General features: G+C 63.5%; 20 protein-coding genes. 8 read left to right on the forward strand and 12 right to left on the reverse strand.

The features are described 5' to 3' along the window. Nucleotides 1–273: 273 nt before the first annotated feature. From ACQKRQ_RS17420 to ACQKRQ_RS17435, 4 genes are all read left to right on the forward strand, one after another. Entirely contained in the window at nt 274–1,077 is an 804-nt protein-coding gene (locus tag ACQKRQ_RS17420; RefSeq protein ID WP_427478437.1) for an inositol monophosphatase family protein, read from the forward strand. A 210-nt stretch (nt 1,078–1,287) separates the two neighbouring features. Beyond that, a complete protein-coding gene (lplT, locus tag ACQKRQ_RS17425; protein WP_427478438.1) occupies nt 1,288–2,586 on the forward strand; it encodes a lysophospholipid transporter LplT in 1,299 nt (432 codons plus the stop codon). A 166-nt stretch (nt 2,587–2,752) separates the two neighbouring features. Beyond that, nucleotides 2,753–5,440, forward strand: a complete 2,688-nt coding sequence (gene mutS / locus ACQKRQ_RS17430; protein WP_427478439.1) for a DNA mismatch repair protein MutS — start codon at nt 2,753–2,755, stop codon at nt 5,438–5,440. Beyond that, complete coding sequence (locus ACQKRQ_RS17435) at nt 5,427–6,785, forward strand: hypothetical protein (protein WP_427478440.1); 1,359 nt, start codon at nt 5,427–5,429, stop codon at nt 6,783–6,785. The genes mutS and ACQKRQ_RS17435 overlap by 14 nt, the downstream gene beginning before the upstream one ends. Here ACQKRQ_RS17435 and ACQKRQ_RS17440 read toward each other — a convergent pair. Beyond that, the gene (locus ACQKRQ_RS17440) at nt 6,765–7,304 is read right to left on the reverse strand and encodes an FKBP-type peptidyl-prolyl cis-trans isomerase (RefSeq protein WP_132373872.1); all 540 of its coding nucleotides are present in this window, start codon (nt 7,302–7,304) and stop codon (nt 6,765–6,767) included. The two genes, ACQKRQ_RS17435 and ACQKRQ_RS17440, sit on opposite strands and share 21 nt — an antisense overlap. Nucleotides 7,305–7,336: 32 nt before the next feature. Between ACQKRQ_RS17440 and ACQKRQ_RS17445 the strand changes: the two genes are divergently transcribed. Next, nucleotides 7,337–8,587 (forward strand): JmjC domain-containing protein, encoded by a 1,251-nt coding sequence (locus tag ACQKRQ_RS17445; RefSeq protein ID WP_427479245.1) that lies wholly within the window; start codon nt 7,337–7,339, stop codon nt 8,585–8,587. Between the two features lie 232 nt (nt 8,588–8,819). Further along, nucleotides 8,820–9,095 (forward strand): hypothetical protein, encoded by a 276-nt coding sequence (locus ACQKRQ_RS17450; RefSeq protein ID WP_083772052.1) that lies wholly within the window; start codon nt 8,820–8,822, stop codon nt 9,093–9,095. 145 nt (nt 9,096–9,240) lie between these two features. On the opposite strand, the gene ACQKRQ_RS17455 is transcribed toward ACQKRQ_RS17450, so the two are convergent. From ACQKRQ_RS17455 to ACQKRQ_RS17465, 3 genes are all read right to left on the reverse strand, one after another. Then, a complete protein-coding gene (locus tag ACQKRQ_RS17455) occupies nt 9,241–11,505 on the reverse strand; it encodes an ATP-dependent DNA helicase (RefSeq protein ID WP_427478441.1) in 2,265 nt (754 codons plus the stop codon). A 64-nt stretch (nt 11,506–11,569) separates the two neighbouring features. Beyond that, nucleotides 11,570–11,788, reverse strand: coding sequence for a DUF465 domain-containing protein (locus tag ACQKRQ_RS17460; protein WP_007181361.1), 219 nt, complete (start codon nt 11,786–11,788; stop codon nt 11,570–11,572). Nucleotides 11,789–11,914: 126 nt separating this feature from the next. Next, entirely contained in the window at nt 11,915–12,805 is an 891-nt protein-coding gene (locus ACQKRQ_RS17465) for a hypothetical protein (protein ID WP_427478442.1), read from the reverse strand. Here ACQKRQ_RS17465 and ACQKRQ_RS17470 point away from each other — a divergent pair. Beyond that, a complete protein-coding gene (locus ACQKRQ_RS17470; protein ID WP_427479287.1) occupies nt 12,702–13,064 on the forward strand; it encodes a hypothetical protein in 363 nt (120 codons plus the stop codon). The two genes, ACQKRQ_RS17465 and ACQKRQ_RS17470, sit on opposite strands and share 104 nt — an antisense overlap. Nucleotides 13,065–13,209: 145 nt before the next feature. After that, nucleotides 13,210–15,558, forward strand: coding sequence for a Tex family protein (locus ACQKRQ_RS17475; protein ID WP_427478444.1), 2,349 nt, complete (start codon nt 13,210–13,212; stop codon nt 15,556–15,558). A 162-nt stretch (nt 15,559–15,720) separates the two neighbouring features. Here ACQKRQ_RS17475 and ACQKRQ_RS17480 read toward each other — a convergent pair whose 3' ends face one another. The 8 genes from ACQKRQ_RS17480 to hflX form a co-directional block, all read right to left on the reverse strand. After that, complete coding sequence (locus ACQKRQ_RS17480) at nt 15,721–17,607, reverse strand: potassium transporter Kup (protein ID WP_132373869.1); 1,887 nt, start codon at nt 17,605–17,607, stop codon at nt 15,721–15,723. A 293-nt stretch (nt 17,608–17,900) separates the two neighbouring features. Then, nucleotides 17,901–18,491, reverse strand: coding sequence for a phosphoribosyltransferase (locus tag ACQKRQ_RS17485; protein ID WP_168794484.1), 591 nt, complete (start codon nt 18,489–18,491; stop codon nt 17,901–17,903). A 3-nt stretch (nt 18,492–18,494) separates the two neighbouring features. Beyond that, complete coding sequence (locus tag ACQKRQ_RS17490; protein WP_132373867.1) at nt 18,495–19,841, reverse strand: adenylosuccinate synthase; 1,347 nt, start codon at nt 19,839–19,841, stop codon at nt 18,495–18,497. A 203-nt stretch (nt 19,842–20,044) separates the two neighbouring features. Beyond that, a complete protein-coding gene (locus ACQKRQ_RS17495; protein WP_132373866.1) occupies nt 20,045–21,196 on the reverse strand; it encodes an ATP phosphoribosyltransferase regulatory subunit in 1,152 nt (383 codons plus the stop codon). A gap of 257 nt (nt 21,197–21,453) precedes the next feature. Next, nucleotides 21,454–21,645 (reverse strand): DUF2065 domain-containing protein, encoded by a 192-nt coding sequence (locus ACQKRQ_RS17500; RefSeq protein ID WP_007181354.1) that lies wholly within the window; start codon nt 21,643–21,645, stop codon nt 21,454–21,456. A gap of 44 nt (nt 21,646–21,689) precedes the next feature. Next, nucleotides 21,690–22,592 (reverse strand): protease modulator HflC, encoded by a 903-nt coding sequence (gene hflC, locus ACQKRQ_RS17505; protein ID WP_427478448.1) that lies wholly within the window; start codon nt 22,590–22,592, stop codon nt 21,690–21,692. Between the two features lie 12 nt (nt 22,593–22,604). Next, nucleotides 22,605–24,011: an FtsH protease activity modulator HflK gene (gene hflK / locus ACQKRQ_RS17510; RefSeq protein ID WP_408313412.1), complete on the reverse strand. Its 1,407-nt coding sequence runs from the start codon at nt 24,009–24,011 to the stop codon at nt 22,605–22,607. A gap of 49 nt (nt 24,012–24,060) precedes the next feature. Next, nucleotides 24,061–25,248, reverse strand: coding sequence for a GTPase HflX (gene hflX, locus ACQKRQ_RS17515; protein WP_132373863.1), 1,188 nt, complete (start codon nt 25,246–25,248; stop codon nt 24,061–24,063). Nucleotides 25,249–25,250 lie beyond the last annotated feature (2 nt).

The following is a 25,250-nucleotide window of genomic DNA, read 5'->3' on the forward strand; positions in this document are numbered from 1 at the left end:
ACCCGGGCAGATGACCCGCCCGTCCCGAGAACGCTGCCGCGGCGCCCGGACTCAGGTAAAATACCTGGATTCGCGTCCAGCTTCGCCGTCCGGCTTGGCATGGGCGCCTCGTTCTTATCCAATTCGTCTCCGTCGGCGGAATGCGCACTGGTCCTGTACCGGGCGAGCGTTCCGTGCTGTTTCCGCGCCTTTCTCGAGGGCGCCCAATTAGCGCAGGTTAGCGCTCATTTACCGGCCAGCAGCCGTGCTGCCCCGGCACAAGGATCCAGTCTCATGCATCCCATGCTCAATATCGCCGTGAAGGCCGCGCGCCGCGCTTCACAGATCATCACCCGCGCGTCGCTCGACCTCGATCTCGTCCAGGTCAGCAAGAAACAGCACAACGATTTCGTCACGGAGGTCGACAAAGCGTCTGAAGCGGCGATCATCGACACGCTCAAGACCGCCTACCCCGATCACGCGATCCTCGCCGAAGAATCCGGCAAGTCGGATGACGTTTCCGAATATCAGTGGATCATCGATCCGCTCGACGGCACCACCAATTTCATCCACGGTTTTCCGTACTACTGCGTGTCGATCGCGCTGGCTCATAAGGGCATCGTGACGCAAGCCGTGGTCTACGATCCGACCCGCAACGACCTGTTCACCGCCTCGCGCGGCCGTGGCGCATTCCTCAACGACCGCCGCATCCGCGTGGCCAAGCGCGACCGTCTGGCCGACGGCCTGATCGGCACCGGCTTCCCGTTCCGCGAAAAGGACGGCCTCGAAGCGTACGGCCGCCAGTTCGCTGAAATGACCGAAGCCTGCGCCGGCCTGCGCCGTCCGGGCGCCGCCGCGCTCGATCTGGCGAACGTCGCCGCCGGCCGCATGGACGGCTTCTTCGAGCAAGGCCTGAATGCGTGGGACGTCGCCGCGGGCAGCCTGCTCATCACCGAAGCCGGTGGCCTCGTCGGCAACTACACGGGCGATTCGGATTTCCTGCACGTCGGCGAAATCGTCGCGGGCAACCCGAAGGTCTACGCGCAGATGATCCCGATCCTGTCGCGCTACAGCCGCACGCGTCAGCAACCGGCGTAAGCCTTGCCCGCGTGACGCCGGGTCAGCACCGGCAAACGGAATATGAACAAGCGGCTTCGGCCGCTTTTTCGTTGGCGCGCCTGCATGCAGCGGGCGTTCGTGCTACAAAGCGGAAGGCCGCGCCGGCGCACTCCATTGCTGGCTGCGTTTTGCGCGTTTTTGCTGCGCCCTGCTTTGCGCCTGACTTGCGCGCAGCTTCCGACCCGCTTCATGAAAAAAGGCTTCTACACAATCATCGCGGCGCAGTTTATTTCGTCGCTTGCGGACAATGCACTGTTGATCGCGGCCATCGCGCTGCTCTCCGTGATTCGCTCGGCCGCCTGGGTCACACCGCTACTGCAGATTTTCTTTACCGTTTCGTATGTGCTGCTCGCGCCGTTCGTCGGCGCATTTGCCGACTCGATGCAAAAGCGCCACGTCATGTTCATCTCCAACGCGTTGAAGGCGAGCGGCTGCCTGATGATGATCGCGGGCGTTCATCCGATGATTGCCTACGGCGTGGTCGGCTTCGGCGCGGCCGCGTATTCGCCGGCCAAGTACGGCATCCTCACTGAACTGCTGCCGGCGGAAAAACTCGTCAAGGCGAACGCGTGGCTCGAATCGGCCACCGTGCTGTCGACCATCGTCGGCACGATGGTGGGCGGCGCGCTGATCAGCACCTTCGCGGATAAATTCGTCGCGCATGCGCATCTGCCGCTGATCCGCTCCTCCGCTGATCTCGCCATGTTCGCGACGATGGTGACGTATGCGATCGCCGCCGCGATCAACGTCTTCATTCCCGACACCGGCGCGCGTTATGAGAACCGCCTGAGCGAACCGAAGAAACTGATCGGCGATTTCTATCATTGCTTCAACGTGCTGTGGGCCGACAAACTCGCGCAGATCGCGCTATGGGTGACCACGCTGATGTGGGGCGGCGCCGTCACGCTGCAATTGCTGGTGCTCAAATGGGCCAACGTGAACCTCGGGCTGTCGCTCTCGAAGGCGGCGGTCATGCAAGGCGTCACGGGGCTCGGCATCGCGGTGGGCGCCGCGGCCGCGGCCGCGCTGATTCCGTTGCGCAAATCGCTGCGCGTGCTGCCGGTCGGCATTCTGACCGGCGCGGTGGCGATCGCCATGGCGTTCTACAACAAGGATCTGTTCCCGCCGGGCGCGGGTATTCGCATCGGCACGTACGTGCTGCCGTTCTACATTCTGCTCGCCTATCCGCTGATGATCCTGCTCGGCGCGCTCTCGGGGTTTTTCATCGTGCCGATGAACGCGATTCTTCAGCATCGCGGCGCGACGCTGCTGTCCGCGGGACATTCGATCGCGGTGCAGAATTTCAACCAGAATCTCGCCGTGCTGCTGATGCTCGGCGCCTACGCGCTGCTGCTGACGGCGAAGATGCCGGCGCAGTGGATCATCGTCGTGTTCGGCACCTTCATCACTTTCATGATGTGGCTGGCCAAGCGGCGTAGTGCGGTGAATGAACGCACGGTGGATATGCGGGCGATGGTGGAAGAATGACGCCTTCATGCAGGTGAAGCGGGCGCGGCTCGTGCAAGATGTGTCGCCGCGGCGTAGGGCCGCAATGCGGATTGGCGGTTCAGATTGGCCGTCCGGCCAGGGTCCGCTCGCCGCGCCGGCAGGTTAAACTCACGCCCTGAACAGCTAACGCAAGAAGATACCGAGGATGGGCATTCAAACCGCAGCGGCCAACGACGTCGCACAACACACGCCGATGATGCAGCAGTACCTGCGCATTAAAGCGGATCATCCGGGCACGCTGGTGTTCTACCGGATGGGCGACTTCTACGAACTCTTTTTCGAAGACGCGGAAAAAGCCGCACGTCTGCTCGATCTGACACTCACGCAGCGTGGCGCGTCGGCGGGCAACCCGATCAAGATGGCCGGCGTGCCGCATCACGCGGTCGAACAATATCTGGCGAAGCTGGTGAAGCTCGGCGAATCCGTCGCGATTTGCGAACAGATCGGCGACCCGGCTACGTCGAAGGGCCCGGTCGAGCGCAAAGTGGTGCGCGTGGTCACGCCGGGCACGCTCACGGACGCCGCGCTGCTGTCCGACAAGAGCGATGTCTACCTGATGGCCATGTGCGTGGCGCATAACCGCCGCGGCGTCGCGACCAGCGTCGGTCTTGCATGGCTGAATCTGGCGAGCGGCGCGCTGCGCCTCGCCGAAGTCGCGCCCGACCAGGTGGCGGCCGCGCTCGAGCGCATTCGTCCCGCGGAAATTCTGGTGGCCGACACGCCCAGCGACTCGGCGAGCTGGACGCCGCCGGTCAATGCGGGCGCCCTCACCCGCGTGCCGGTCTGGCACTTCGACGTCACCTCGGGCACGCAGCGCTTGTGCGATCAACTGGAAGTGGCGGGCCTCGACGGCTTCGGCGCGCATTCGCTGACTTGCGCATGTGGCGCGGCCGGCGCGCTGCTGCTGTATGCCGCCGCCACGCAAGGCCAGCAATTGCGTCACGTGCGCAGCCTGAAGGTCGAATACGAATCCGAATATATCGGCCTCGACCCCGCCACGCGCCGCAACCTCGAACTCACGGAAACACTGCGCGGCACCGAATCGCCCACCCTGTGTTCGCTGCTCGATACCTGCTGCACGACCATGGGCAGCCGTCTGCTGCGTCACTGGCTGCATCATCCGCCGCGCGAATCGGCGGTGGCGCAGGCGCGTCAGCAAGCGATCGGCGCATTGCTCGACGCGCCGCCGGGCACGAGCGTCGACTCGTTGCGCGGCGCGTTGCGGCAGATCTCGGACATCGAGCGGATTACCGGGCGTCTCGCGCTGCTGTCGGCACGGCCTCGCGATCTGTCGAGCCTGCGCGATACCTTCATTGCGTTGCCCGAGTTGCGCACGCAGCTCGCGGCCGTTGCGTCGAATGCGGATTCGCTGGCGCGCATCGACGCTTCGCTCGAACCGCCGCAAGCCTGTGTCGAACTGCTCAAGCGCGCGGTCGCGGAGGAACCGTCGGCGATGGTGCGCGACGGCGGCGTGATCGCGCGCGGCTACGACGCGGAACTGGACGAGTTGCGGGATATTTCGGAGAACTGCGGGCAGTTCCTGATCGACCTCGAAACGCGCGAGCGCGCACGCACGGGCATCGGCAATCTGCGCGTCGAGTACAACAAGGTGCACGGCTTCTATATCGAAGTCACGCGGGGTCAGACCGACAAAGTGCCCGACGACTATCGCCGCCGTCAGACGCTGAAGAACGCCGAACGCTACATCACGCCGGAACTGAAAACGTTCGAGGACAAAGCGCTGTCCGCGCAGGAACGCGCGCTCGCCCGCGAACGCTCGCTGTACGACGCGCTGCTGCAGGCGCTGCTGCCGTTCATCCCGGATTGCCAGCGAGTTGCTTCTGCGCTCGCCGAACTCGATCTGCTGGCGGCCTTCGGCGAGCGCGCCCGTGCGCTCGATTGGGTCGCGCCCACGTTCTCGGCGAACGCCGGCATCGAAATCGAACAGGGACGGCATCCGGTTGTCGAAGCGCAGGTCGAGCAGTTCATCGCCAACGACTGCGCGCTCACGCTCGAGCGCAAACTGCTGCTGATCACCGGCCCGAACATGGGCGGTAAATCGACCTTCATGCGGCAGACCGCACTGATCGCGTTGCTCGCGTATGTGGGCAGCTACGTGCCCGCGCGGCGCGCCGCATTCGGGCCAATCGATCGCATCTTCACGCGCATCGGCGCAGCGGACGATCTCGCCGGCGGCCGCTCGACCTTCATGGTCGAGATGACCGAAGCCGCCGCGATCCTGAACGACGCCACGCCGCAAAGTCTGGTGTTGATGGACGAGATTGGCCGCGGCACGTCCACGTTCGACGGACTCGCGCTGGCGTGGGCCATCGCGCGGCATCTGCTCGCGCACAACGGCTGCCATACGCTGTTTGCGACGCACTACTTCGAGCTGACGCAGCTGCCGGCGGAGTTTCCGCAGGCGGCCAACGTGCATTTGTCGGCGGTGGAACACGGGCACGGCATCGTGTTCCTGCACGCGGTCAACGAAGGTCCGGCGAATCAGAGCTACGGCCTGCAGGTCGCGCAACTCGCAGGCGTGCCGAACGCGGTGATTCGCGCGGCGCGCAAGCATCTCGCGCATCTCGAACAGCAGTCGGCCGCGCAACCCGCGCCGCAACTCGATCTGTTCGCCGCACCCATGCCGATGCTGCTCGAAGACGCCGACGACGAACGCGGCGATGCCAAGGCGGAGCCGGCGGTGTCGCCCGCCACGCAGGCGCTCGTCGAGCGTCTGCGCGGCATCGATCCGAACGATTTGCGGCCGCGCGAAGCACTCGATCTGCTGTACGAACTGCACGAGCTGGCCGCCGCGCCAGATGCGGATCATTGACGCACACAGGCCCTCGCAGCGTCCGCGCAAACTTCGCGCGGCGCTGACCCTCGCCCTCACGCTCTCGGGCGGCGGCGTGCCGTTCGCGGGACTGTTCGCGGGGTTGTCAGGTTTCGCGCCGGCGGCCTACGCCGATACGCCGCGCTACACCTTCGCGGTCATCGCCAACACGATGCAAAGCGCCGCCGACGAAGCGCCCACGCAACGGCTGATCGAAGCGATCAGCCGCGAGCGCGACATATCGTTCATCGTCTACGACGGCAATCTGAAGGGCGCGAAAGAAGCCTGCCGCGACGCGCTTTACGAGCGTCGCCACGCGCTCCTCGAAACGTCGCGGCCCGCCCTCTTCTTCATTCCCGGCCAGCATGACTGGGCCGATTGCGGCACGGTCGAAGCCGGCGGCTTCGATCCGATCGAGCGGCTCGATCAGTTGCGTCAGACGCTCTTCGCCGACGCCACTTCGATGGGTCAGAACCCGATCGCGTTGACGCGTGAAAGCGAAGTCTCGCGCTTTCGTCCATATCGCGAGAACGTGCGCTGGCAACTGGGCGATACCGTGTTCGTCGGCCTGAACGCACCGAGTCCGAACAATCATTACCTGACCGCAGGCGGACGCAACGGCGAATTCGAAGACCGCGTGATCGCCAATGCGTTCTGGCTGGAACACGCGGGAGAATATGCGAAACGCCGCGACGCGCGCGCGATTGTCGTGTTCATTCAAGGCGACCCGGACCCTGAGCGCTACGAACGGCCCGACCGTTTTGCATGGCTACGTTTTGCGCGTAACACGCGCCGCGATGGTTTTCTGGAATTCAAACGCAGCCTTGTGAAGCTCGCGCAGATTTTCCGCGGACCCGTGCTGGTGATTCATTGCGACGACGAGCGTGCAAGCGCCGGCTTCGTGATCGATCAGCCGCTACGCAATGACAAAGGGATGCTGGTGACGAATCTCACGCGTGTCGCGCTCGCGCCGCATGATCGTCTTAATCAGTGGATTCAGGTGGATGCGGATCTCGGCAGAAAACCTCCGTTCCGCGTAAGCGTGCGCGATGTGCCGAAGCAAATGCCGATGCCCACCGCGCAGCCCGCGCTGCCGCGCGATGAACCGCCCGCCTCGATGCCGGCTGTACCGGCGCTCGGACCCGCGTCGGAATTGCCGCCACTGTTGCAGACGCCCGGGGAGTCGCAACTGGATCAGCAGCCGCGCATACCGGCGGATCAGGGCGGCGGCGGCTACGGGCCCGCTACCTCCACGCCGCCCGCGCCAGCCTCACAGCCGCACACGCCGGGCGCTTCTTCAAGCCTGCCCGGCATGCCTGCAAGCTCAGTGCAGCGTGGGCCCTGACTTGTCTTCTTCGTCGTCCTCGTCTTCGTCGAGAACTTCGAGGCCGTCGGCGCCATGCGCGTGTTCGTGCTGGATTTCGTCTTCGGTGGCCGGGCGCACGTCTTTCACCGTCAGCGCGAAACGCAGTGCCATGCCGGCGAGCGGATGGTTGCCGTCGAGCACGACTTTGTCTTCCGCGACATCGGTCACCACGTAGACGAGCGAATCGAGATCCTCGTCGCCTTCTTCCGGCGTGCCTTCGAATTGCATGCCGACTTCGAGCGGTTCCGGGAAGCGATTGCGCGGCTCGATCTTCACGAGATCAGGGTCGTACTCACCGAACGCGTCTTGCGGCTCGAGCTGGATCTGAGTCTCGAAGCCGGCCTCGTGGCCGTCGAGCTCTTCCTCGATCTTGGGGAACGTGCCATCATAGCCGCCGTGCAGATAGACCATCGGCTCGTCGCTTTCTTCAATCAGATTGCCCTGCGCATCCGACAGCTTGTAAGCGACCGACACGACGGTGTTCTTTGCGATTTTCATTCGATTCTCCAGAATACAACTCACATTATACGATGCCCAAGCGGCCCACTGACCACCCGGCCGACGCAGCTTCGGCACGGAATTTGTCGCCGGCTTCAAAGCCGGCTGTTCCGGTTCTCCCGCCTTCGCCAGACACGCCGACACCACTGCTCGGCAATCTGACGCCGTCGCAATTCATGCGCCGCTACTGGCAAAAAAAACCGCTGCTGATTCGCCAGGCGATCCCGAACGTCGAGGCGCCATTGTCGCGCGACGAATTTTTCGAACTGGCCGATCAGGACGAAGTCGAAGCACGCCTGATCACGCATTTCCGCAATAAATGGCAGATGGAGCACGGGCCATTCGCACCTGACGAACTGCCGTCGGTGAAGCAACGCGCATGGACGCTCCTCGTGCAAGGCGTGGATCTCTACGACGATCGCGCGCGGGCTTTGCTGGACCGTTTCCGCTTCGTGCCGGACGCGCGTCTCGACGATCTCATGATCTCGTATGCAAGCGACGGCGGCGGCGTAGGGCCGCACTTCGATTCCTACGATGTGTTTCTTTTGCAAGTAAAAGGCAAGCGCCGTTGGCGTATCAGTGCGCAGAAAGATCTGACACTGCAAGCCGATTTGCCTTTGAAAGTTTTACAGAATTTCCAGCCCGAAGAGGAATGGCTGCTCGAACCGGGCGACATGCTGTACCTGCCGCCGCACATCGCGCACGACGGTATCGCCGAAGGCGAATGCATGACTTGCTCGATCGGTTTTCGCGCCCCTTCCGCGGGCGAATTGACCGCGCAGTTCCTCTATCATCTGGCGGAGCGCGGCGAGTCGGCGGGCCAGCCAGGCGCGCTTTATCGCGATCCGCAGCAACCTGCCGTCGAGCGCCCGGCCGAGCTGCCCGCGGCGTTGGTCGATAGGGTTGGCGCAATCCTTGCTGGCGTCAAATGGAATGAGCAGGATATTGCGTCGTTCCTTGGCACGTATCTCAGCGAACCCAAGCCGAGTGTCGTCTTTGATCCGCCGCAAAGGCCGCTTAATGAAGCCCGTTTCATCAGTCAGGCATCGAAGTCAGGTATTCGGCTGGACCGCAAGACTAATTTGTTGTACAACCGCCGTTTTTTCTTCGTAAATGGAGAGGAAACGTCATTTAATGGCGCAAAAAAGTGGTTGTTTGACCTCGCAAATCACCGGTGCATGAGTGCGAAACGCTTTGTAACACTCTCAGACGATTCGTCGGTGACAGCACGGCTACACGAGTGGTATTGTGCGGGCTGGATACAAGTGGGCGAGCTTGCGTAACTCTGCCTGCCTGCTATACCGTACAGTGAAATTTTGTATGAGAAAGACAACGTATTGACCCCGGATTTATGGATTGTCAGTACGAAAGTGCATATAATTTCCGCCCAAGCCGTAGGGAAGATTCGAGCTCGTCAAAAGAGCTTCTCCACCAGCGGCCCAGGTCGGTGTTGGAGCACATTACCGGTTTTATTTTGCGCTGTTGCTTACCTTTAAACCATAAAAGGACGTGATCATGAAGAAATCCCTCCTCGTAGCATCCCTGTTGGCAGCTGTGGCATTGGCTGCATGCAACAAGAGCAACGACCAAGCCGCTGCCCCGGCTAGCGACGCAGCTGCTGCTTCGGCACCGGCTGCCGCAGCTTCGGATTCGGCTGCTGCTGCTTCGGGTGCTGCTGCTGCTGCGAGCGACGCTGCTGCTTCGGCTACGACCGCTGCTTCGGACGCAGGCGCTGCTGCTTCGGACGCTGCCGCTTCGGCTGCTGCTCCGGCTTCGGGCGCAAGCCAGTAAGCTGTCGCATAGGGTTTCGCCTCTGGGCGAAAACTGCATCGGGAAATCATCGCGATTTCCCGTGCAGTAAAGCAAAACGCCACGGATTTACATTCGTGGCGTTTTGTCATTTAGGCGCCGCTTTTTACAGCGGCGTCGATTGCTTCTAATCAGCCTGTTGCGCCGGCGCGGCGTTCTCTTCGAAGAACTCGCGCACGACCTCGATCTCACGGGTGCGTTTGAATGGCGGCAGGCTCTGCCAGATACGGCGCCCATACGGTTTGTCGACGAGACGTGTATCGCAGATCATCAGCACGCCGCGATCGGTCTCAGCGCGAATCAGGCGGCCTGCGCCCTGCTTCAGCGTGATCACGGCCTGCGGCAACTGATGCACGGCGAATGGGCTCAAGCCTTTCTTGGTCAGCGCATCGAGTCGCGCCGACAGCACCGGATCGTCGGGCGGCGCAAACGGCAGCTTGTCGATCACCACCAGCGACAATGCGTCGCCGCGCACGTCCACGCCTTCCCAGAAGCTCTGGCTGCCCACCAGAATTGCATTGCCATAGGAACGGAAGCGCTCCAGCAACTCGGTGCGGCTCGCATCGCCTTGCACGAGTAGCGGATAGTCCCAGCCGCGCGCTTCGATCGTATCGCGCAGCTTGGCCGAGATGCGGTCCACCGCGCGCAGTGTCGTGCACAACATGAAGACGCCGCCACCCGATGCTTCGATCGCCGGCAACGCGGCGTCGAACACTGCGTCGGTGAACATCGGCGAGGACGGCTGCGGCAAATTGCGAGGCACGTACAGCAGCCCCTGCGTCGGATAGTCGAAGGGACTGGGCAGCGTCATCGAACGTTTCGCGTTCAGGCCCATCTGCGCGGCATAGTGCGTGAAATCGCCGCGCACCGACAGCGTGGCCGACGTGAAGATCCATGCGCGCGGCACGCCGGCGCGCTGTTTCGCGAAAATCGGCGCGACCGACAACGGCGTTTCGTGCAACTGCACCGTATGCGAGAAGACTTCGATCCAGCGCACCTTTTCGTTCGGGTCGGCGCGCTCGGTTTTGCCGTCCGCAGAGGCGGCGTCAGCGGCTTCGCGCTCGGTCTGCGTGGGCGGCGTGGTCCAGCCGGCAAGCACGCCTTGCAGTTCGCGTGCGCGGCGCAAACATGCGCCGATCGATTCCGCTCGCTCAGCCTGACCCGCCAGCGCGGACGCCAATGCATCGAGTTCGGTTTCGAGCGTTTCGAGCGCGGGGAATAACGGGTGATCGTCAGGCAACTGGCCGATCGACAAGCGCACCGTGTCTTCCTTGAAGGCAAGCCGCACATCGCGCGCGGCGCGCTCGAGCGTCGCGCCGAGCTTGACCCAGTCGACCGTTTCGCGTGCATGTCCCAAACCTTCGGCCACCGAATCGCGGGCGAGCTCGAGAAACTGCGTGGTCGAAAGCGTCTCGCCGAAGAACAGCGTGGCTGTCTCGGGCAGTTGATGCGCTTCGTCGAAGATGATCGTGTTGGCGGTGGGCAGCAACTCAGCCATGCCCGTATCGCGCAGCATGATATCGGCGAAAAACAGGTGGTGATTCACCACCACGATATCCGCCTGCTGCGCCTCGCGGCGCGCCTGCATTACAAAGCAGTCCTTGTAATGCGGACACTCCTGGCCGAGACAGTTTTCACGTGTGGACGTGACCATCGACCACACCGCGGCCGTTTCAGGCACGCTCGCCAGTTCGGCCTTGTCGCCGGTGCGCGTGATCTTCGCGAAGCGCACGATATCCTGCAGATACGAGGTTTCCTGGCGCGACGGCAGACGGCCGTTATCCGCGGTGCGCTGCAGATAGTAGTGGCACAGGTAATTCGCGCGGCCCTTGAGCATGGCGACCGACACCGGCACTGCGAGCGCATCGCGCACGGTCGGAATGTCGCGCTGAAAGAGCTGATCCTGCAAATGCTTCGTGCCGGTGGAGACGATCACCTTGCCACCCCACAGCATGGCCGGCACCAGATACGCATAGGTCTTGCCTGTGCCCGTACCGGCTTCGACGATCAGCGTGTTTTCGCTGCCGTCGAGGCCGCCCGCTTCCGCGCCCTCAGCGGCTTCGGCGGCGGCGGCGGTGCCTGCCCCCTGCAGACGCCGCGCCGGACGCTTCTGCGCCTCGAACATGGCCGGCTCGGGCATTGCGCGGCCCGACGCTTCCATGGCGGCGGCGACGGCGCGCGACATTTCGATCTGCGACGCGCGCGAGCGATACCCGTCGATCTGACGGGCCAGCAAACCGTTCTCAGCGAAGATCTCGTCCAGTTCGACGACGCGGCGCGGATTCAGCGACGCGCTCAGTGCGGACGCGGCGGGACGCGGCGCCGGTGTAGCGGCTCCTGATGCGTCGTCGCCCGGCGTGGCACGGGATGAAGTTTCAAGCGGTGAATTCAAGGCAAGCGTTTCCTGCAAAGTCCGGCTCGCGCGGCGCGCGCCCGGCGCCTGCCAGGCCGCGAACTCAGGCGCGTGCGTCCGGTTCGAGCTGCAACTGCAGCAAGATGATGGTGTCCTTGACTTTGAGTTTGCGCTTTTTCAGGCGCTGCAACTCGAAGTCGTCGATGCCGGGCTCATCCGACATTCGGTCGATCAACCGATCGAGCCCACTATGCTCCGATTCCAGTTGCAGAATGCGGTCGCGCAGTGTGTCCGCGTTGATGACGTGATGTTGATCCCGCATGCTCGCCTCCTCTCGTCGATGGTGCGGGCTACGTGTGCAGCCCGCTACCTGAGGTTGCTGTCCGGCTTGAAACGCATTACGGCGGCTACGGCCCTGTCACGCACGCTCGGGGCCCCTTCAGCACGCTTACTGCTGTTGTTGCTGCTGCTTTTGCTGCTCTTCCTGTTGCTGCTGTTTCAACGCGTCCTGACGCTTCTGCTCGGCTTTCTCGGCCGCCTGTTTCTGACGCGCCTCCACGTCGGCCTTGTGCTGCGCCGCGTCCGCCTGCTTCTTCTCGAAGCTCTGCTGCTTCTGCACGCGCTCCTGCGCCTTCTGCGCGCCTTGCGCACGCGCCTCGTCGAGCTTGCGCTGGAAGTCGCCCTGCTTCTGATCGTACGCCTGCTGGTTGGCGGCAGCCTGCGACGGGCTGATGCCGCGCTGCGCCTGATCCAGCGCATGCTGACGCTGCTTCTCCTGATAGGCCTGCGCATTCGCGCTGCGCTGCGGCGCTTCGGCGGCGCGCTGCGCCTGATCGAGCTGATGCTGGCGCTGCTTGTCTTCGTAAGCCTGGGCGTTGCGCGCGTCGGCGGCGGCACGCTGCGGCGCGCTCGCTTCGTCCTGCGCGCGCTTGATCGCGGCCTGCTCGTCACGCACACGGGCGCGCTGCGTGCGCTGTTCGCCGTCGAGCGCGAGCTGTTCCTTGCGAATGTCGGCCTGCACCGAGCGCATGCTGTCGCGTGCCTTGTTCAGGCAATAGTTGACGAAGAACTTGCTATAGCAGTCGTGTTCCGCAATGCCGTAGCGGTAGTTGTTCTCCTCGGTGCGCTGATCCAGGACTTTTTGCCGTGCGTCGAAATCGCTTTCCGGCGCTGCCGCGTTGCCGGCGCTGTCCGTGCCCTCGGCGTTCGTGGCGCCCTGCGCCTTCGTTGCGCTCATGGCCTGTTCGCCCGATGCGGCGGCCGGCGCCAGGGCGCCTGCGGGCCGCGCGGCGCCGCTGCTCGCCGGCGTCACGGATTGCGCCACGGCCGGCGCGGACATGGTCAGCGCAGCGGCCAGCACACACGACGCGCACGACGCGAAAAACATCCCATTGGAAAGGAACGTGGACCTGAACACGGAGCGCGGCGCCGACACGAGCGAGGTGCGCGGCGAACGAGACAAACCCGGCGACAAAAACGGCGGCAATTGTGACAGGCGAGAGACCAAGCGGGAGCCCAGGCAGTTGAGGGACAAGGAGATCGGCAACGTCGTAGAGGGTCAACGGAACATGCCCGAAATTCTATCACCCTGCGGTTGAGCCCTTTTGCATTTATGGCAAAATGCCCCGCTCCAGCAACCTGGTCGCAGCGCGCACGCCCGGCCTGTCCCGACGTGCCTCACGTGCCTTCACGTAGCGTCAGCGCGCGGCCCCCGAACTGAGTCCGCAGGAACACCAAGACCTTATGACGGAAACCGTAGCACTCAAGATCGTACAGCGCATCGCCGCCGAACTGTCCGTCCAGCCGCGCCAGGTCGCGGCCGCGGTGCAACTTCTCGACGAAGGAGCGACTGTTCCGTTCATCGCCCGCTACCGTAAGGAAGTGACCGACAATCTCGACGACACGCAACTGCGCAACCTCGAGGAACGCCTGCTGTATCTGCGCGAGCTGGAAGACCGCCGCGCCGCGATCATCGCCAGCATCGACGAACAGGGCAAGCTCACCGACGAGCTGCGCGCCGCGATCGAAGGCGCCGACAGCAAACAGGTGCTGGAAGACCTGTATCTCCCGTACAAGCCGAAGCGCCGCACGCGCGCGCAGATCGCCCGCGAAGCCGGCCTGCAGCCGCTTGCAGACGCGCTGCTGGCCAATCCCCTGCTCGACCCGCAAACCGAAGCCGCCGCCTACGTGGACGCCGAGAAAGGCGTCGCCGACGTGAAGGCCGCGCTCGACGGCGCGCGCGACATTCTCTCGGAACAGTTCGGCGAAACGGCCGAGTTGCTGGGCAAGCTGCGCGATTACCTGTTCAACCAGGGCGTGGTGTCGTCGAAAGTGGTGGAAGGCAAGGAAAACGCCGAGGAAGAAAAATTCCGCGACTACTACGACTATGCGGAAACCATCCGCACCGTGCCGTCGCATCGCGCGCTGGCGCTGTTCCGCGGCCGCAATGCGGGCGTGCTGATGGTCAAGCTGGGCTTGGGCGAAGAACTCGACGCGCAGGTGCCGCATCCGGGCGAAGCGCTGATTGCGCGCCACTTCGGCATCGCCAACCAGAATCGTCCGGCCGACAAATGGCTTTCCGACGTGTGCCGCTGGTGCTGGCGCGTGAAGGTGCAGCCGCACATCGAAAACGAGCTGCTGACCAATCTGCGCGACGAAGCCGAGCATGAAGCAATCCGCGTGTTCGCGCGCAATCTGAAAGACTTGCTGCTCGCCGCGCCCGCCGGGCCGAAGGCCGTGATCGGCCTCGATCCGGGCATGCGCACCGGTGTGAAAGTCGCGGTGGTCGATCGGACCGGCAAGGTGCTCGCCACCGACGTGATCTATCCGCACGAGCCACGCCGCGACTGGGACGGCTCGATCGCGAAACTCGCGCGCATCTGCGCGCAGACGCAGGCTGAACTGATCAGCATCGGCAACGGCACGGCGTCGCGTGAAACGGACAAGCTCGCGAGCGAACTGATCGCGCGTCATCCGGAATTCAAGCTGCAGAAAATTGTCGTGTCCGAAGCCGGCGCGTCGGTGTACTCAGCCTCCGAACTCGCGGCGAAGGAATTCCCCGACATGGACGTGTCGCTGCGCGGCGCGGTGTCGATTGCGCGCCGTCTGCAGGACCCGCTCGCCGAGTTGGTGAAGATCGAGCCGAAGGCGATCGGCGTCGGCCAGTATCAGCACGACGTGAATCAGCGCGAACTGGCCCGTTCGCTCGATGCGGTGGTCGAAGACTGCGTGAACGCGGTCGGCGTGGACGCGAATACGGCCTCCGTCGCCCTGCTCGCCCGCGTCTCGGGTTTGAACGCCACGCTGGCGCGCAACATCGTCGACTATCGCGATGCGAACGGTCCGTTCCCGTCGCGCGAGCATCTGCGCAAGGTGCCGCGTCTGGGCGACAAGACCTTCGAACAGGCAGCCGGGTTCCTGCGCATCAACAACGGCGAGAATCCGCTCGACCGCTCGTCGGTTCACCCGGAAGCGTATCCGGTCGTCGAACGCATGCTGGCGAAGATCAGCAAGCATGTCGGTGAAGTACTGGGCAATCGCGAGGCATTGCGCGGTCTGTCGCCCGCGGAATTCGTCGACGATCGTTTCGGCCTGCCGACCGTACGCGACATTCTGCTCGAACTCGAAAAGCCGGGCCGCGATCCGCGTCCGGAGTTCAAGACCGCGACGTTCCGCGAAGGCGTCGAGAAGGTCAGCGATCTGACGCCGGGCATGGCGCTCGAAGGCGTCGTGACGAACGTGGCGGCGTTCGGCGCGTTCATCGACATCGGCGTGCATCAGGACGGTCTGGTGCACGTGTCGGCCATGTCGACGAAGTTCATCAAGGACCCGCATGAAGTCGTCAAGGCCGGCCAGATCGTCAAGGTGAAGGTGCTGGAAGTCGACGTGAAGCGTCAGCGTATTGCCTTGACGATGCGGATGGATGACGAGGTCGGCGCGGCAACGGCGCGCAGCGGTGGCGGCGCCCAGCAGGATCGCGGCGGCGCGGGCCGCTCAGGCGGCGGTGGACGCGGCGCGCAGCAACAGCGCTCGCGCGAGCCGGAAGCGGGCGGCGCGATGGCGGCTGCGTTCGCCAAGCTCAAACAGAAGTAAGTTTGCTGCTTTTAGGGCGCGTGATTCGCTCACGCGCTGGTTGAGCTTGTTGAGCGCCGCGCATTGCTCGATCCATCAAGCTCCAAATAAAAAGCCCACGCATTCGCGTGGGCTTTTTTGTTTGCGCCCTGCATGGGGGCGCTTGAAAATCAGCGGCAGCCGTCAGATCTCGATCTTCGTCCCCAACTCCACCACCCGATTAGCCGGAATACTAAAGAAGTCCGTCGGCTTCGCGGCATTCTGATGCATCCATGCGAACACACGTTCGCGCCACACCGACATGCCCGGCAGTTGCGTCGGCACCACCGTTTCGCGCGCGAGGAAGAACGACGTGTCCATCATCTCGAAGGTCATGTCGCGCGTGCGGCCGACTTCGAGCAGGACCGCCTTCACGTCAGGCGTTTCGTTGAAACCGTAGGCCGCCTTGACGAGATACAGGCCGCCGTCGATATCCTTGACCGTCACACGCTCCGAGTCGTTCACGTACGGAATATCGCGCGTCACGAAGGTCAGGAAGATGGTGCGCTCATGCAGCACCTTGTTGTGCTTCAGGTTGTGCAGCAGGCTCACCGGCACGAGCGAATCGCTGCCGGTCAGATAGATCGCCGTGCCCGACACGCGATGTGGCGGATGCGCGAGCAATCCCTGCAGGAACGGCATGAGCGGAATACCGTCGGCGGCCGTGCGCTCCTTCACGATCATGCGGCCCTTGAACCAGGTCATCAGCAGGAAGAATAGCAACGCGCCGATGCCGAGCGGCAACCACCCGCCTTCTTCGACCTTCAGCAGGTTGGCGCCGAAAAATCCTAGATCGACCGTCATGAACACGCCGATGATCAGCGCCACCAGCAGCTTGTTCCAGTTCCACACGTTCACCATCACGACGCAGGCGAGAATCGTGGTGATCACCATGGTAGCGGTCACCGCGATACCGTACGCAGCCGCGAGATTGTCCGAACTCTTGAAGGCAATCACGATGCATAGAATGATGAACAGCAGCATCCAGTTCACCACCGGCACATAGATCTGGCCGATCGCCAGCTCCGATGTGTGCAGGATCTTCATGCGTGGCACATAGCCGAGCTGGATTGCCTGGCTCGTCAGCGAATAGGCGCCGGAAATCACTGCCTGCGAGGCGATCACGGTCGCGACGGTCGAGAGCACGACGAGCGGCAGCAAGGCCCAGTCCGGTGCGAGCAGGAAGAACGGATTTTCGATGGCCTTCGGATCGTGCATCAGCAGCGCGCCCTGGCCGAAGTAGTTCAGCACCAGCGAAGGCATCACGAGGAAATACCACGCCATGCGGATCGGCTTGGCGCCGAAGTGGCCCATGTCGGCGTACAGCGCTTCGGCGCCGGTCAACACCAGCACGACCGAGCCAAGCACCACGTAGGCCTGCAGCACGTGCGCGGCCATGAAGGTGTAAGCGTAATACGGGTTCAGCGCACGGATCACATTCGGCGACTGCAGGATATGCCACAGGCCGAGCACCGCGAGCACCACGAACCACAGCACCATGATCGGACCGAACAGACGGCCGACCATCGCCGTGCCGTGCCGTTGAATCCAGAACAGCAGCACGAGGATCACCATCGTGAGCGGCAGCACCAGATGCGACAGATGGGGCGCTGCGATCTCCAGACCCTCGACCGCCGAGATCACCGAAATGGCCGGCGTGATCACCGCGTCGCCGTAGAACATGCAGGCGCCGAAGATGCCGAGCATCACCAGCAAGCCGGCCATTTTCGACTTCTCGTCGAGCGAGCGCAGCGCCAGCGCCATCAACGCGAGCACACCGCCCTCGCCGTTATTGTCCGCGCGCATCACGAACAACACATATTTGATGCCGACCACGATCACGATCGCCCAGAACAGCAGCGAGATCACACCCAGGATTGATTGATCGGTCAGCGGAATGCCGTGAGACGGGCTAAAGGCTTCTTTCAGCGAGTACAACGGGCTCGTGCCGATATCGCCGAACACCACTCCGATCGCAGCGAGAGCGAGGGAAGGCAGAGGCTGTTTGTGCACGTGATTGTTATCTGTCATAAACGCGAGGAAATCCGTTCCCTGAGCGGAAAAACGACCGCCATTCTAAACTGCCAGCATGGCGCCGCCCGGCTTGTTGTGGATACACCACGTGATCGTCCGCGCAGTGTAGCACTGCGATATGAGCGCGTCTGCTGCACGAGCCGCATTGCCGGCATCGTCGATGCGCGGTTTGCGATGCCGGCGCGCACGGCCCACACATAAAAAAACGGAGCCCGATGGGCTCCGTTTTGCGAGACTACGCGGGGTACGGCGCAGGGTACGACGCAACACGTTCCGCGCCGTCTTGCGCATCACTCCCCCGACGACTCCTGCGCTTGCTGCATGCCACGCTTGATCCACGCACCGAGGTTATGCGGACGCACCGTGTCCCATTCCTCGAACGGTTGATGGATCCACGGATTAGTGGGCAGATACTGCACGTGGTAATCGGGCTTCACCTTCGAGCAGCCCTTGTACCAGAGCACCGCCGAACGCACCGCGGTGATCGCCGGATAACGCTCTTTCAGATGCTGCTGAACACGCGCGAGCGTCACGCCGGAATCGACCAGGTCGTCGACCAGCAACACGTTGCCGTGCAGTTCGCCACGCGTCATGGTGATGTATTGCGCGATGTCGAGCTCGCCCTGCTCCGTGCCGGCTGCTTCACGATACGAACTCGTGGCGAGAATCGCCAACGGCAGATCGTAAATGCGCGAGAGCTGATCGCCGACGCGCAGACCGCCGCGCGCGAGGCACAGGATCTTGTCGAACTTCCAGCCGGACTCGTGCACCTGCAACGCCAGCAATTCGATCAGCCGGTGATACTCGTCCCAGCCGACCCACAGGTTCTTGTCATCGTTGCGCGGATCTTTCATCGCAATCATGGGTACACCTTGCACCATGGCTTAAACCTTGAACGGATGACGAAGCAGAATCGTTTCGTCGCGATCCGGACCAGTCGACACCATGTCGATCGGAATGCCAGCGACTTCCTGCACACGCGACAGATAAGCGCGCGCATTCGCGGGCAGCTTGTCCCATTCCTTGATGCCGACGGTGCTTTCCTTCCAGCCCGCGAAGGTTTCGTACACCGGCTCGCAGCGCGCGACTTCCGACGAGCCGCGCGGCAGCAGGTCGACATGTTTGCCGTCGACCGTGTAGCCGACGCACAGCTTCACTTCGTCGAGGCCGTCGAGCACGTCGAGCTTGGTCATGCACAGACCCGACACGCCGTTGATCTGGATCGAGCGGCGCAGCGCGGCGACGTCGAGCCAGCCGGTGCGGCGCGGACGGCCGGTGACCGAGCCGAATTCCTTGCCGACGGTAGCCAGTTCGAGGCCGATCGCTTCCTGACGGGCGGCGTTATCCGCGTCGTACAGTTCGCTCGGGAACGGGCCCGAACCGACGCGCGTGCAGTACGCCTTGGTGATGCCGAGAATGTAGTTCAGCTTTTGCGGACCGACGCCCGCGCCCGCCGTGGCCGCACCCGCCACGCAGTTGCTCGACGTGACGTACGGATACGTGCCGTGGTCGATGTCGAGCAGCGTGCCTTGCGCGCCTTCGAACAGCAGGTTGCTGCCGGCCGCGTTCGCGTCGTACAGACGGCGCGACACGTCGGTGACCATTGGCTTCAGACGGTCGGCATAGCTGAGCATCGTGTCGAGCGTTTGCTGGAAGTCGACAGCGGCGACGCCCAGGTATTGCGTCAACACGAAGTTGTGATAGTCGAGGTTTTCACGCAGACGTTCGGCGAAGATCTCCGGCTCGAACAGGTCCTGCACGCGCAAACCGCGGCGCGCCACCTTGTCTTCGTAAGCCGGGCCGATGCCGCGGCCGGTGGTGCCGATCTTGCCCGCGCCACGGCGCGCTTCGCGGCCCTGGTCGATGGCGATGTGATACGGCAGGATCAGGGTGGTGGCTTCGGAAATGAAGAGGCGATTCTGAACGTCGACCCCGGCGGCTTCGAGCTCGCCGATTTCCTTGAACAGCGCTTCCGGCGACAACACGACGCCATTGCCGATGTAGCACGCGACGCCGGGATGCATGATGCCCGACGGAATCAGACGCAAGATGGTTTTCTTGCCGCCGATGATGAGCGTGTGACCGGCATTGTGACCGCCCTGGAAGCGAACGACGCCTTGAGCGTGGTCCGTCAGCCAGTCGACGATCTTGCCCTTGCCCTCATCACCCCACTGGGTTCCCACGACGACGACGTTACGCCCGGGGTTCACATTCACTGCGCTGGCAGACATGTTGTTTCGTAAGCTGGTTAAAAACGTATTCTACCTATGTTCGCGGAACCTTCCGAATTTTTCCGTTTCCGCTCAATGGTATGCACGTTATGTTGGGTATTGCGAAAGTAGCGCGGCCGGTGGCCGCGCAGCGTTTTAACGGCACGTTCGACGCCGTCTGACATGCCCTGGCGATCGCCCTCGGACGGGTCCGCGGAACGCGCTCAGTCGCGCGGTTCGACGACCCAATTTCCGTTGCGCTCGACCAACACGCGGTCGAACGCGAATTCGTCCAGATCGTGTTCGTGGCCAGGCAGCGCCTGAATCACCACTTCGCCGGCATCGCGCAACGCGGCGACGCTCACGCGCAGTGCTTCGTCGTGCTGCCAAGGCGCGAGAATCGCGCTGCTGCGCGCTTCGACCGGCGAAATCCGCGCCACTTCGCGCAGATCGAGCGAAAAGCCGGTGGCCGCCCGCGCACGGCCGTACGCTTGGCCCACGTGGTCGTACCGGCCGCCGCGCGCCACCGCGTTCGGCACGCCGTCCACATACGCCGAGAACATCACGCCGCTGTGATAAGCATAGCCGCGCAGATCCGCGAGATCGATCATCACTTCGGCGCCGTCCACCTGGCTCGCGAGGAACGCGAGGTCGTCGAGCGCGCGGGCGATGGCCGGCGCATTCGGCAAGCGCGCACGCGCTTCCTCGAGCACCGAGGCGTCGCCGTACAGCGTGGGCAGTGCGCGCAAGGCGTCGCGGATCACCGGCGTGAGGTTGGCCGTCAGTTCGACGAGGCGCGGCACGTCCTTGCCCGCCAGCGCGTCATAGAGCGACTGCCCGAGTTCGGCCGCGGCCGGCTCGGCTTCGATCAAGGCGGCGAGCACGCCCGCGTGGCACAGATCGAGGCGCACTTTCGCGAGGCCGGCCAGACGCAGCGCGTCGAGCATCAGTTGCTGGATTTCCAGGTCCGCTTCGAGGCCCGCGTGTCCGTAGATTTCCGCGCCGATCTGGATCTGCTCGCGCGTGGCGTGCAGGCCGCGCGGACGCGTATGCGCGACGTTGCCCGCATAGCAAAGACGCGTCACCCCTTGCCGATTCAGCAGATGCGCGTCGATACGCGCGACCTGAGGCGTGATGTCCGCGCGCAGACCGAGCGTGCGCCCGGACAATTGATCGACCAGTTTGAAGGTCCGCAGATTCAGATCGTGTCCACCGCCCGTCAGCAGCGACTCGATGTACTCGAGCAGCGGCGGCATGACCATCTCGTAGCCGTACGAGCGGAAACGGTCCAGCAAATGCCGCCGCAACTCTTCGATCTTGCGGGCTTCCGACGGCAGCACGTCGGCGATATTCTCGGGAAGTAACCAGGTCGACATCGATACAGTCCTACGACGTTGAACACGGCGGCTGGATGCGCCGGTAAGTGAGTGTGAATGGCGGGCGGCGGCTCGATTTTGGCGGCCATCGCGGGCATCTCGATTGCCTGCAACGACCACATCCGGCTTTTGGCCGCAGAGCGATGCACTACGCGGCGTTCAGGCCGCGGCAGACGAAGGCGGCTGGTTGCTTGCGGCCGCGGGGCCATGACCCGCGCCGCCGCCAGGCCGCGAAGCCATCGGCAAAACAGGCCCGATCAAGTCACGATAAACAGCAGGATCAGCCCGAGCACCATCACGATCAAGCCGCCCACGCGAATCTGATGCGGCGGCCGTTCCGCTATTTTACGGAACGTGTCGCGCCAGGCGCTCGGAAAAACGAAGGGAAACATTCCCTCGATAATCAGCATCAACGCGATCGCGAGCAGTAACGAGCCGGCTATATCCATGCGAATTAAAGGGCCGCGATGCGGGTGCCGCGGCGTTCCGGTTATCAGGGTTTGCGCGGGACCGCGGGAGCGTCCGGGGCGGCGCCGCCGGTCGGGCTACGCATGAAGCGGAAGAACTCGTTGCTCGGGTCGACCACGATCACGTCGCCCGGCTTGAAGGTGTTCTTGTATGCCTGCATGCTTTGATAGAACTGGTAGAACTGCGGGTCGCTGCCGTAAGCGTCGGCGGCGATTTGCGCTGCCTTCGCATCGCCCTCGCCCTTGATGGTCTGCGCCTGGCGATAACCGTCCGCGAGAATCGCCTGTTGCTGGCCGACCGCATCTTCCTTGATCTTGTCGGCTTCGGCGGTGCCCTTCGCGCGTTCGTCGGCTGCGACCTGCTGGCGCGCGGCGATCATGCGCTTGTAGACCGAGTCGGCCATCGACGCGGGGAAATCGACGCGCGTCAACTGCACATCGACCACCGACACGCCGAGCGATGCCGCGGCCTTGTCCATTGCGGCGCGCGCTTGGTCGGCGACGGCCTGCTGCCTCGCGAGCGCGTCGGACAGCGTGACCTTCGCGAATGCATCGCCGAGCGCGCTACGCGACAGCAACGCGAGCCGGTCCGGCAGGCTCTGCGCATCGCCGCGGGTTTCGGCGAGCAGCTTGAGCGGATCGGTCACGCGGTATTTGAGGACCGGGTTGGCCAGCAGATCGATCTTGTCGGACGTCACGTAACGGTCTTCGTCCGGTGCGTCGAGCGACTGGATGCGGTTATCGACCAGCGTGACGGTTTGCAACGGCGGCGGCAATTTCACATGCAGGCCGGGGCCGAGCAGGCTCGGCGCCTCGTCGCCATGCGAGGACAGCACCGCCATGTGACGCTGATCGACGACGAACACCATCGACGAAGCAGCGAACAGCACGATGACGACAGCCACGACGAGCGCAATGATCTTGTTCATGACGTGCGCTCCTTATTGAACGTCGTCTTCGCGCATACGGCTGCGGAAGGAGTCGCGTGAACGCAGCGCGTCGCTGCTGGCTGCGGCCTGGCTGGCCGGTGCGGCAGCCGCGGCAGGTGCCGAGGCCGCGGAGCCGGTTGCAGAGGCAGACGGCGTAGCCAACGGCGATGCGGCACTGCTCGCCGCTTGCGGCGCGGCAGCGGCCGCGGCCGTGGCGCCGGCAGTGGCGCCCGATGCGGCAGCAGCGTCGGCGACCCGCTGGCGGGTCTGCTCGACCAGCTTGTCGAGCGGCAGATACAGCACGTTGTTGCTGCTCTTGCTGTCCACATACACCTTGGTCGTATTCGAATAGATTTGCTGCATGGTTTCCAGGTACAAGCGCTCGCGAATCACAGCCGGCGCTTTCGAGTACTGCGCGTAGACCTGCTTGAAGCGCTCGGCGTCGCCTTGTGCCTGGGCCACTGTCTTGTCGCTATAGGTTTTCGCTTCGTCGATCTGGCGCGCCACGTCGGCCTGCGCGCGCGGCAGAAGATCCGCGGCGTAGGCTTCGGCATCGCGCTTGGCGCGCTCGTTTTCCTGACGGACTTTGGCGGCGTCGTCGAAGGCGGCTTGCACCCGGTCGGGCACCTGCACGCCCTGGATCGTCACGCCGGTCACGGCGAGTCCGGACTGGTATTCATCCAGGGATTGCTGGATCGCCGCCATCAATTGCTGGCGAATTGTTTCGCGATCCTGATAGAGGATGTCGTTGGTGCTGCGCGCGCCGACGATGCTGCGCACCGCCGCCTGGCCAGCCTGCATCACGCCCTGATCCGGATCGACGCTGCGAAACAGATAGTCGGTCGGCTTGCGCACCTGGTATTGCACGGCGAAGCGCACGTCGACGATATCCGCGTCGTGCGTAAGCATCGACGCGTCTTTCACATTCGCGAGACGCACCACGTTATTGCGGCCGATCTCGACCTGGCGAATCTGGCCGATATTGACGAGCTCATGCGCTTCGAACGGATACGGCAGACGCCAATGCACGCCCTGCCCCGCCGTGTAGCGATACTTGCCGAACTGCATCACGACGCCGGCCTGACCGTCCTGCACGACGAACACACCGCTGCCGAGATAAATGGCCAGCAGCACGCCGATCACGATGCCCACGCCGATGCGCGCGCCGCGACCGTTGTCCGGACGGCCACCGCCCGCACCGCCGCCCTTGCGGCCGAACACGCGGCTCAACCGGCGGTTGAAATCGCGCCACATCTCGTCGAGATCGGGCGGACCTTCACCGTCTTTGGTCGGCGGACGCTTGGGCTCGTTTGGACGTTGCCGGTCGCCATTGCCTTCTCCCCGGCCCCAGCGCGGATCGTTCAGTGACAGCATGGCGCGCATGCGCAGCCAGATACTCCGCTCGTTGTAATCGTTCACCTGTGTTCGTTCACCAGAGTAGACAGCGGGTCAGTGCAATTGGAACGGGTCAGTGCCCGAATTCTGAGACCTTATGGTCGTCGCGTGGTGCTGCCGCCCGGTCTTCTTCCGAGAGATCGACCAGCGTTTCGGAAAGAGGTTCGGCAGTTGCGATTTCAGCGATGGCAGCGCGCAGTGTGTCCAGCCCTTGCCCCGTGCGCGCGCTCAAAAAGACGCGCGAAATATTACCATACTCGTCCCTCTCAACCGCGTCCCCACGGGCCGCCAACTCCGGCACCGCGTCGATCTTGTTGAATACCAGCACCTGCCGGATCGTGTCTGCACCGATTGCGTGCAACACCTCGTTCACCTGATCGATCTGGTCGAGCCGCACCGCGCTCGATGCATCGACCACGTGCAGCAGCAGGTCGGCGTGAATGGTTTCCTCGAGCGTGGCGCGAAACGCCGCCACAAGTTGGTGAGGCAGTTCGCGGATGAAACCGACCGTATCCGACACCACCACCTGCCCCGCTTCGTCGCCGAGATAGACGCGCCGCGAGGTGGTGTCCAGCGTCGCGAACAACTGGTCGGCGGCGTACGCCTGGGCCTTGGTGAGCGCGTTGAAGAGCGTGGATTTGCCCGCGTTCGTATAGCCGACGAGCGACACGGACATGGTCTGATTGCGGCTGCGCGCGCGGCGCTGCGTGCCGTGCTGACGGCGCAATTTCTCGAGCCGCGTCTTGAGCGCCTTGATGCGCTCGCCGATCAAACGGCGGTCGGTTTCGAGCTGCGTTTCGCCAGGGCCGCGCAAACCGATACCGCCTTTTTGCCGTTCCAGGTGGGTCCATGCGCGGATCAGCCGCGTCGACAGATACTGCAGCTGCGCGAGTTCCACCTGCAGCTTGCCTTCATGGCTGCGGGCGCGTTGCGCAAAGATGTCGAGAATCAGACTCGTGCGATCGATCACGCGCCGATTAAGCGCCTGCTCCAGATTGCGCTGCTGCGCAGGCGCCAGAGCGTGATTGAAAATGACGAGTTCGATGTCGTTCGCCTCACACGCAAGACGCAGTTCTTCGGCCTTGCCGCTGCCGACGAACATCTTGGCATCGGGGCTGGACCGGCGCCCGGTGAGGGTGACTAAGGGATTCGCGCCCGCGCTTTGCGCGAGCAGGCTGAGTTCTTCTAGGCTGGCTTCGAAATCGATCTTACCGAAGTCGATGCCGACAAGCGCTGCATTGATCAAATTGGAGGGTATCAAAA

It is taken from the genome of Paraburkholderia sp. NPDC080076, assembly GCF_050281145.1.
GTDB lineage: Bacteria > Pseudomonadota > Gammaproteobacteria > Burkholderiales > Burkholderiaceae > Paraburkholderia.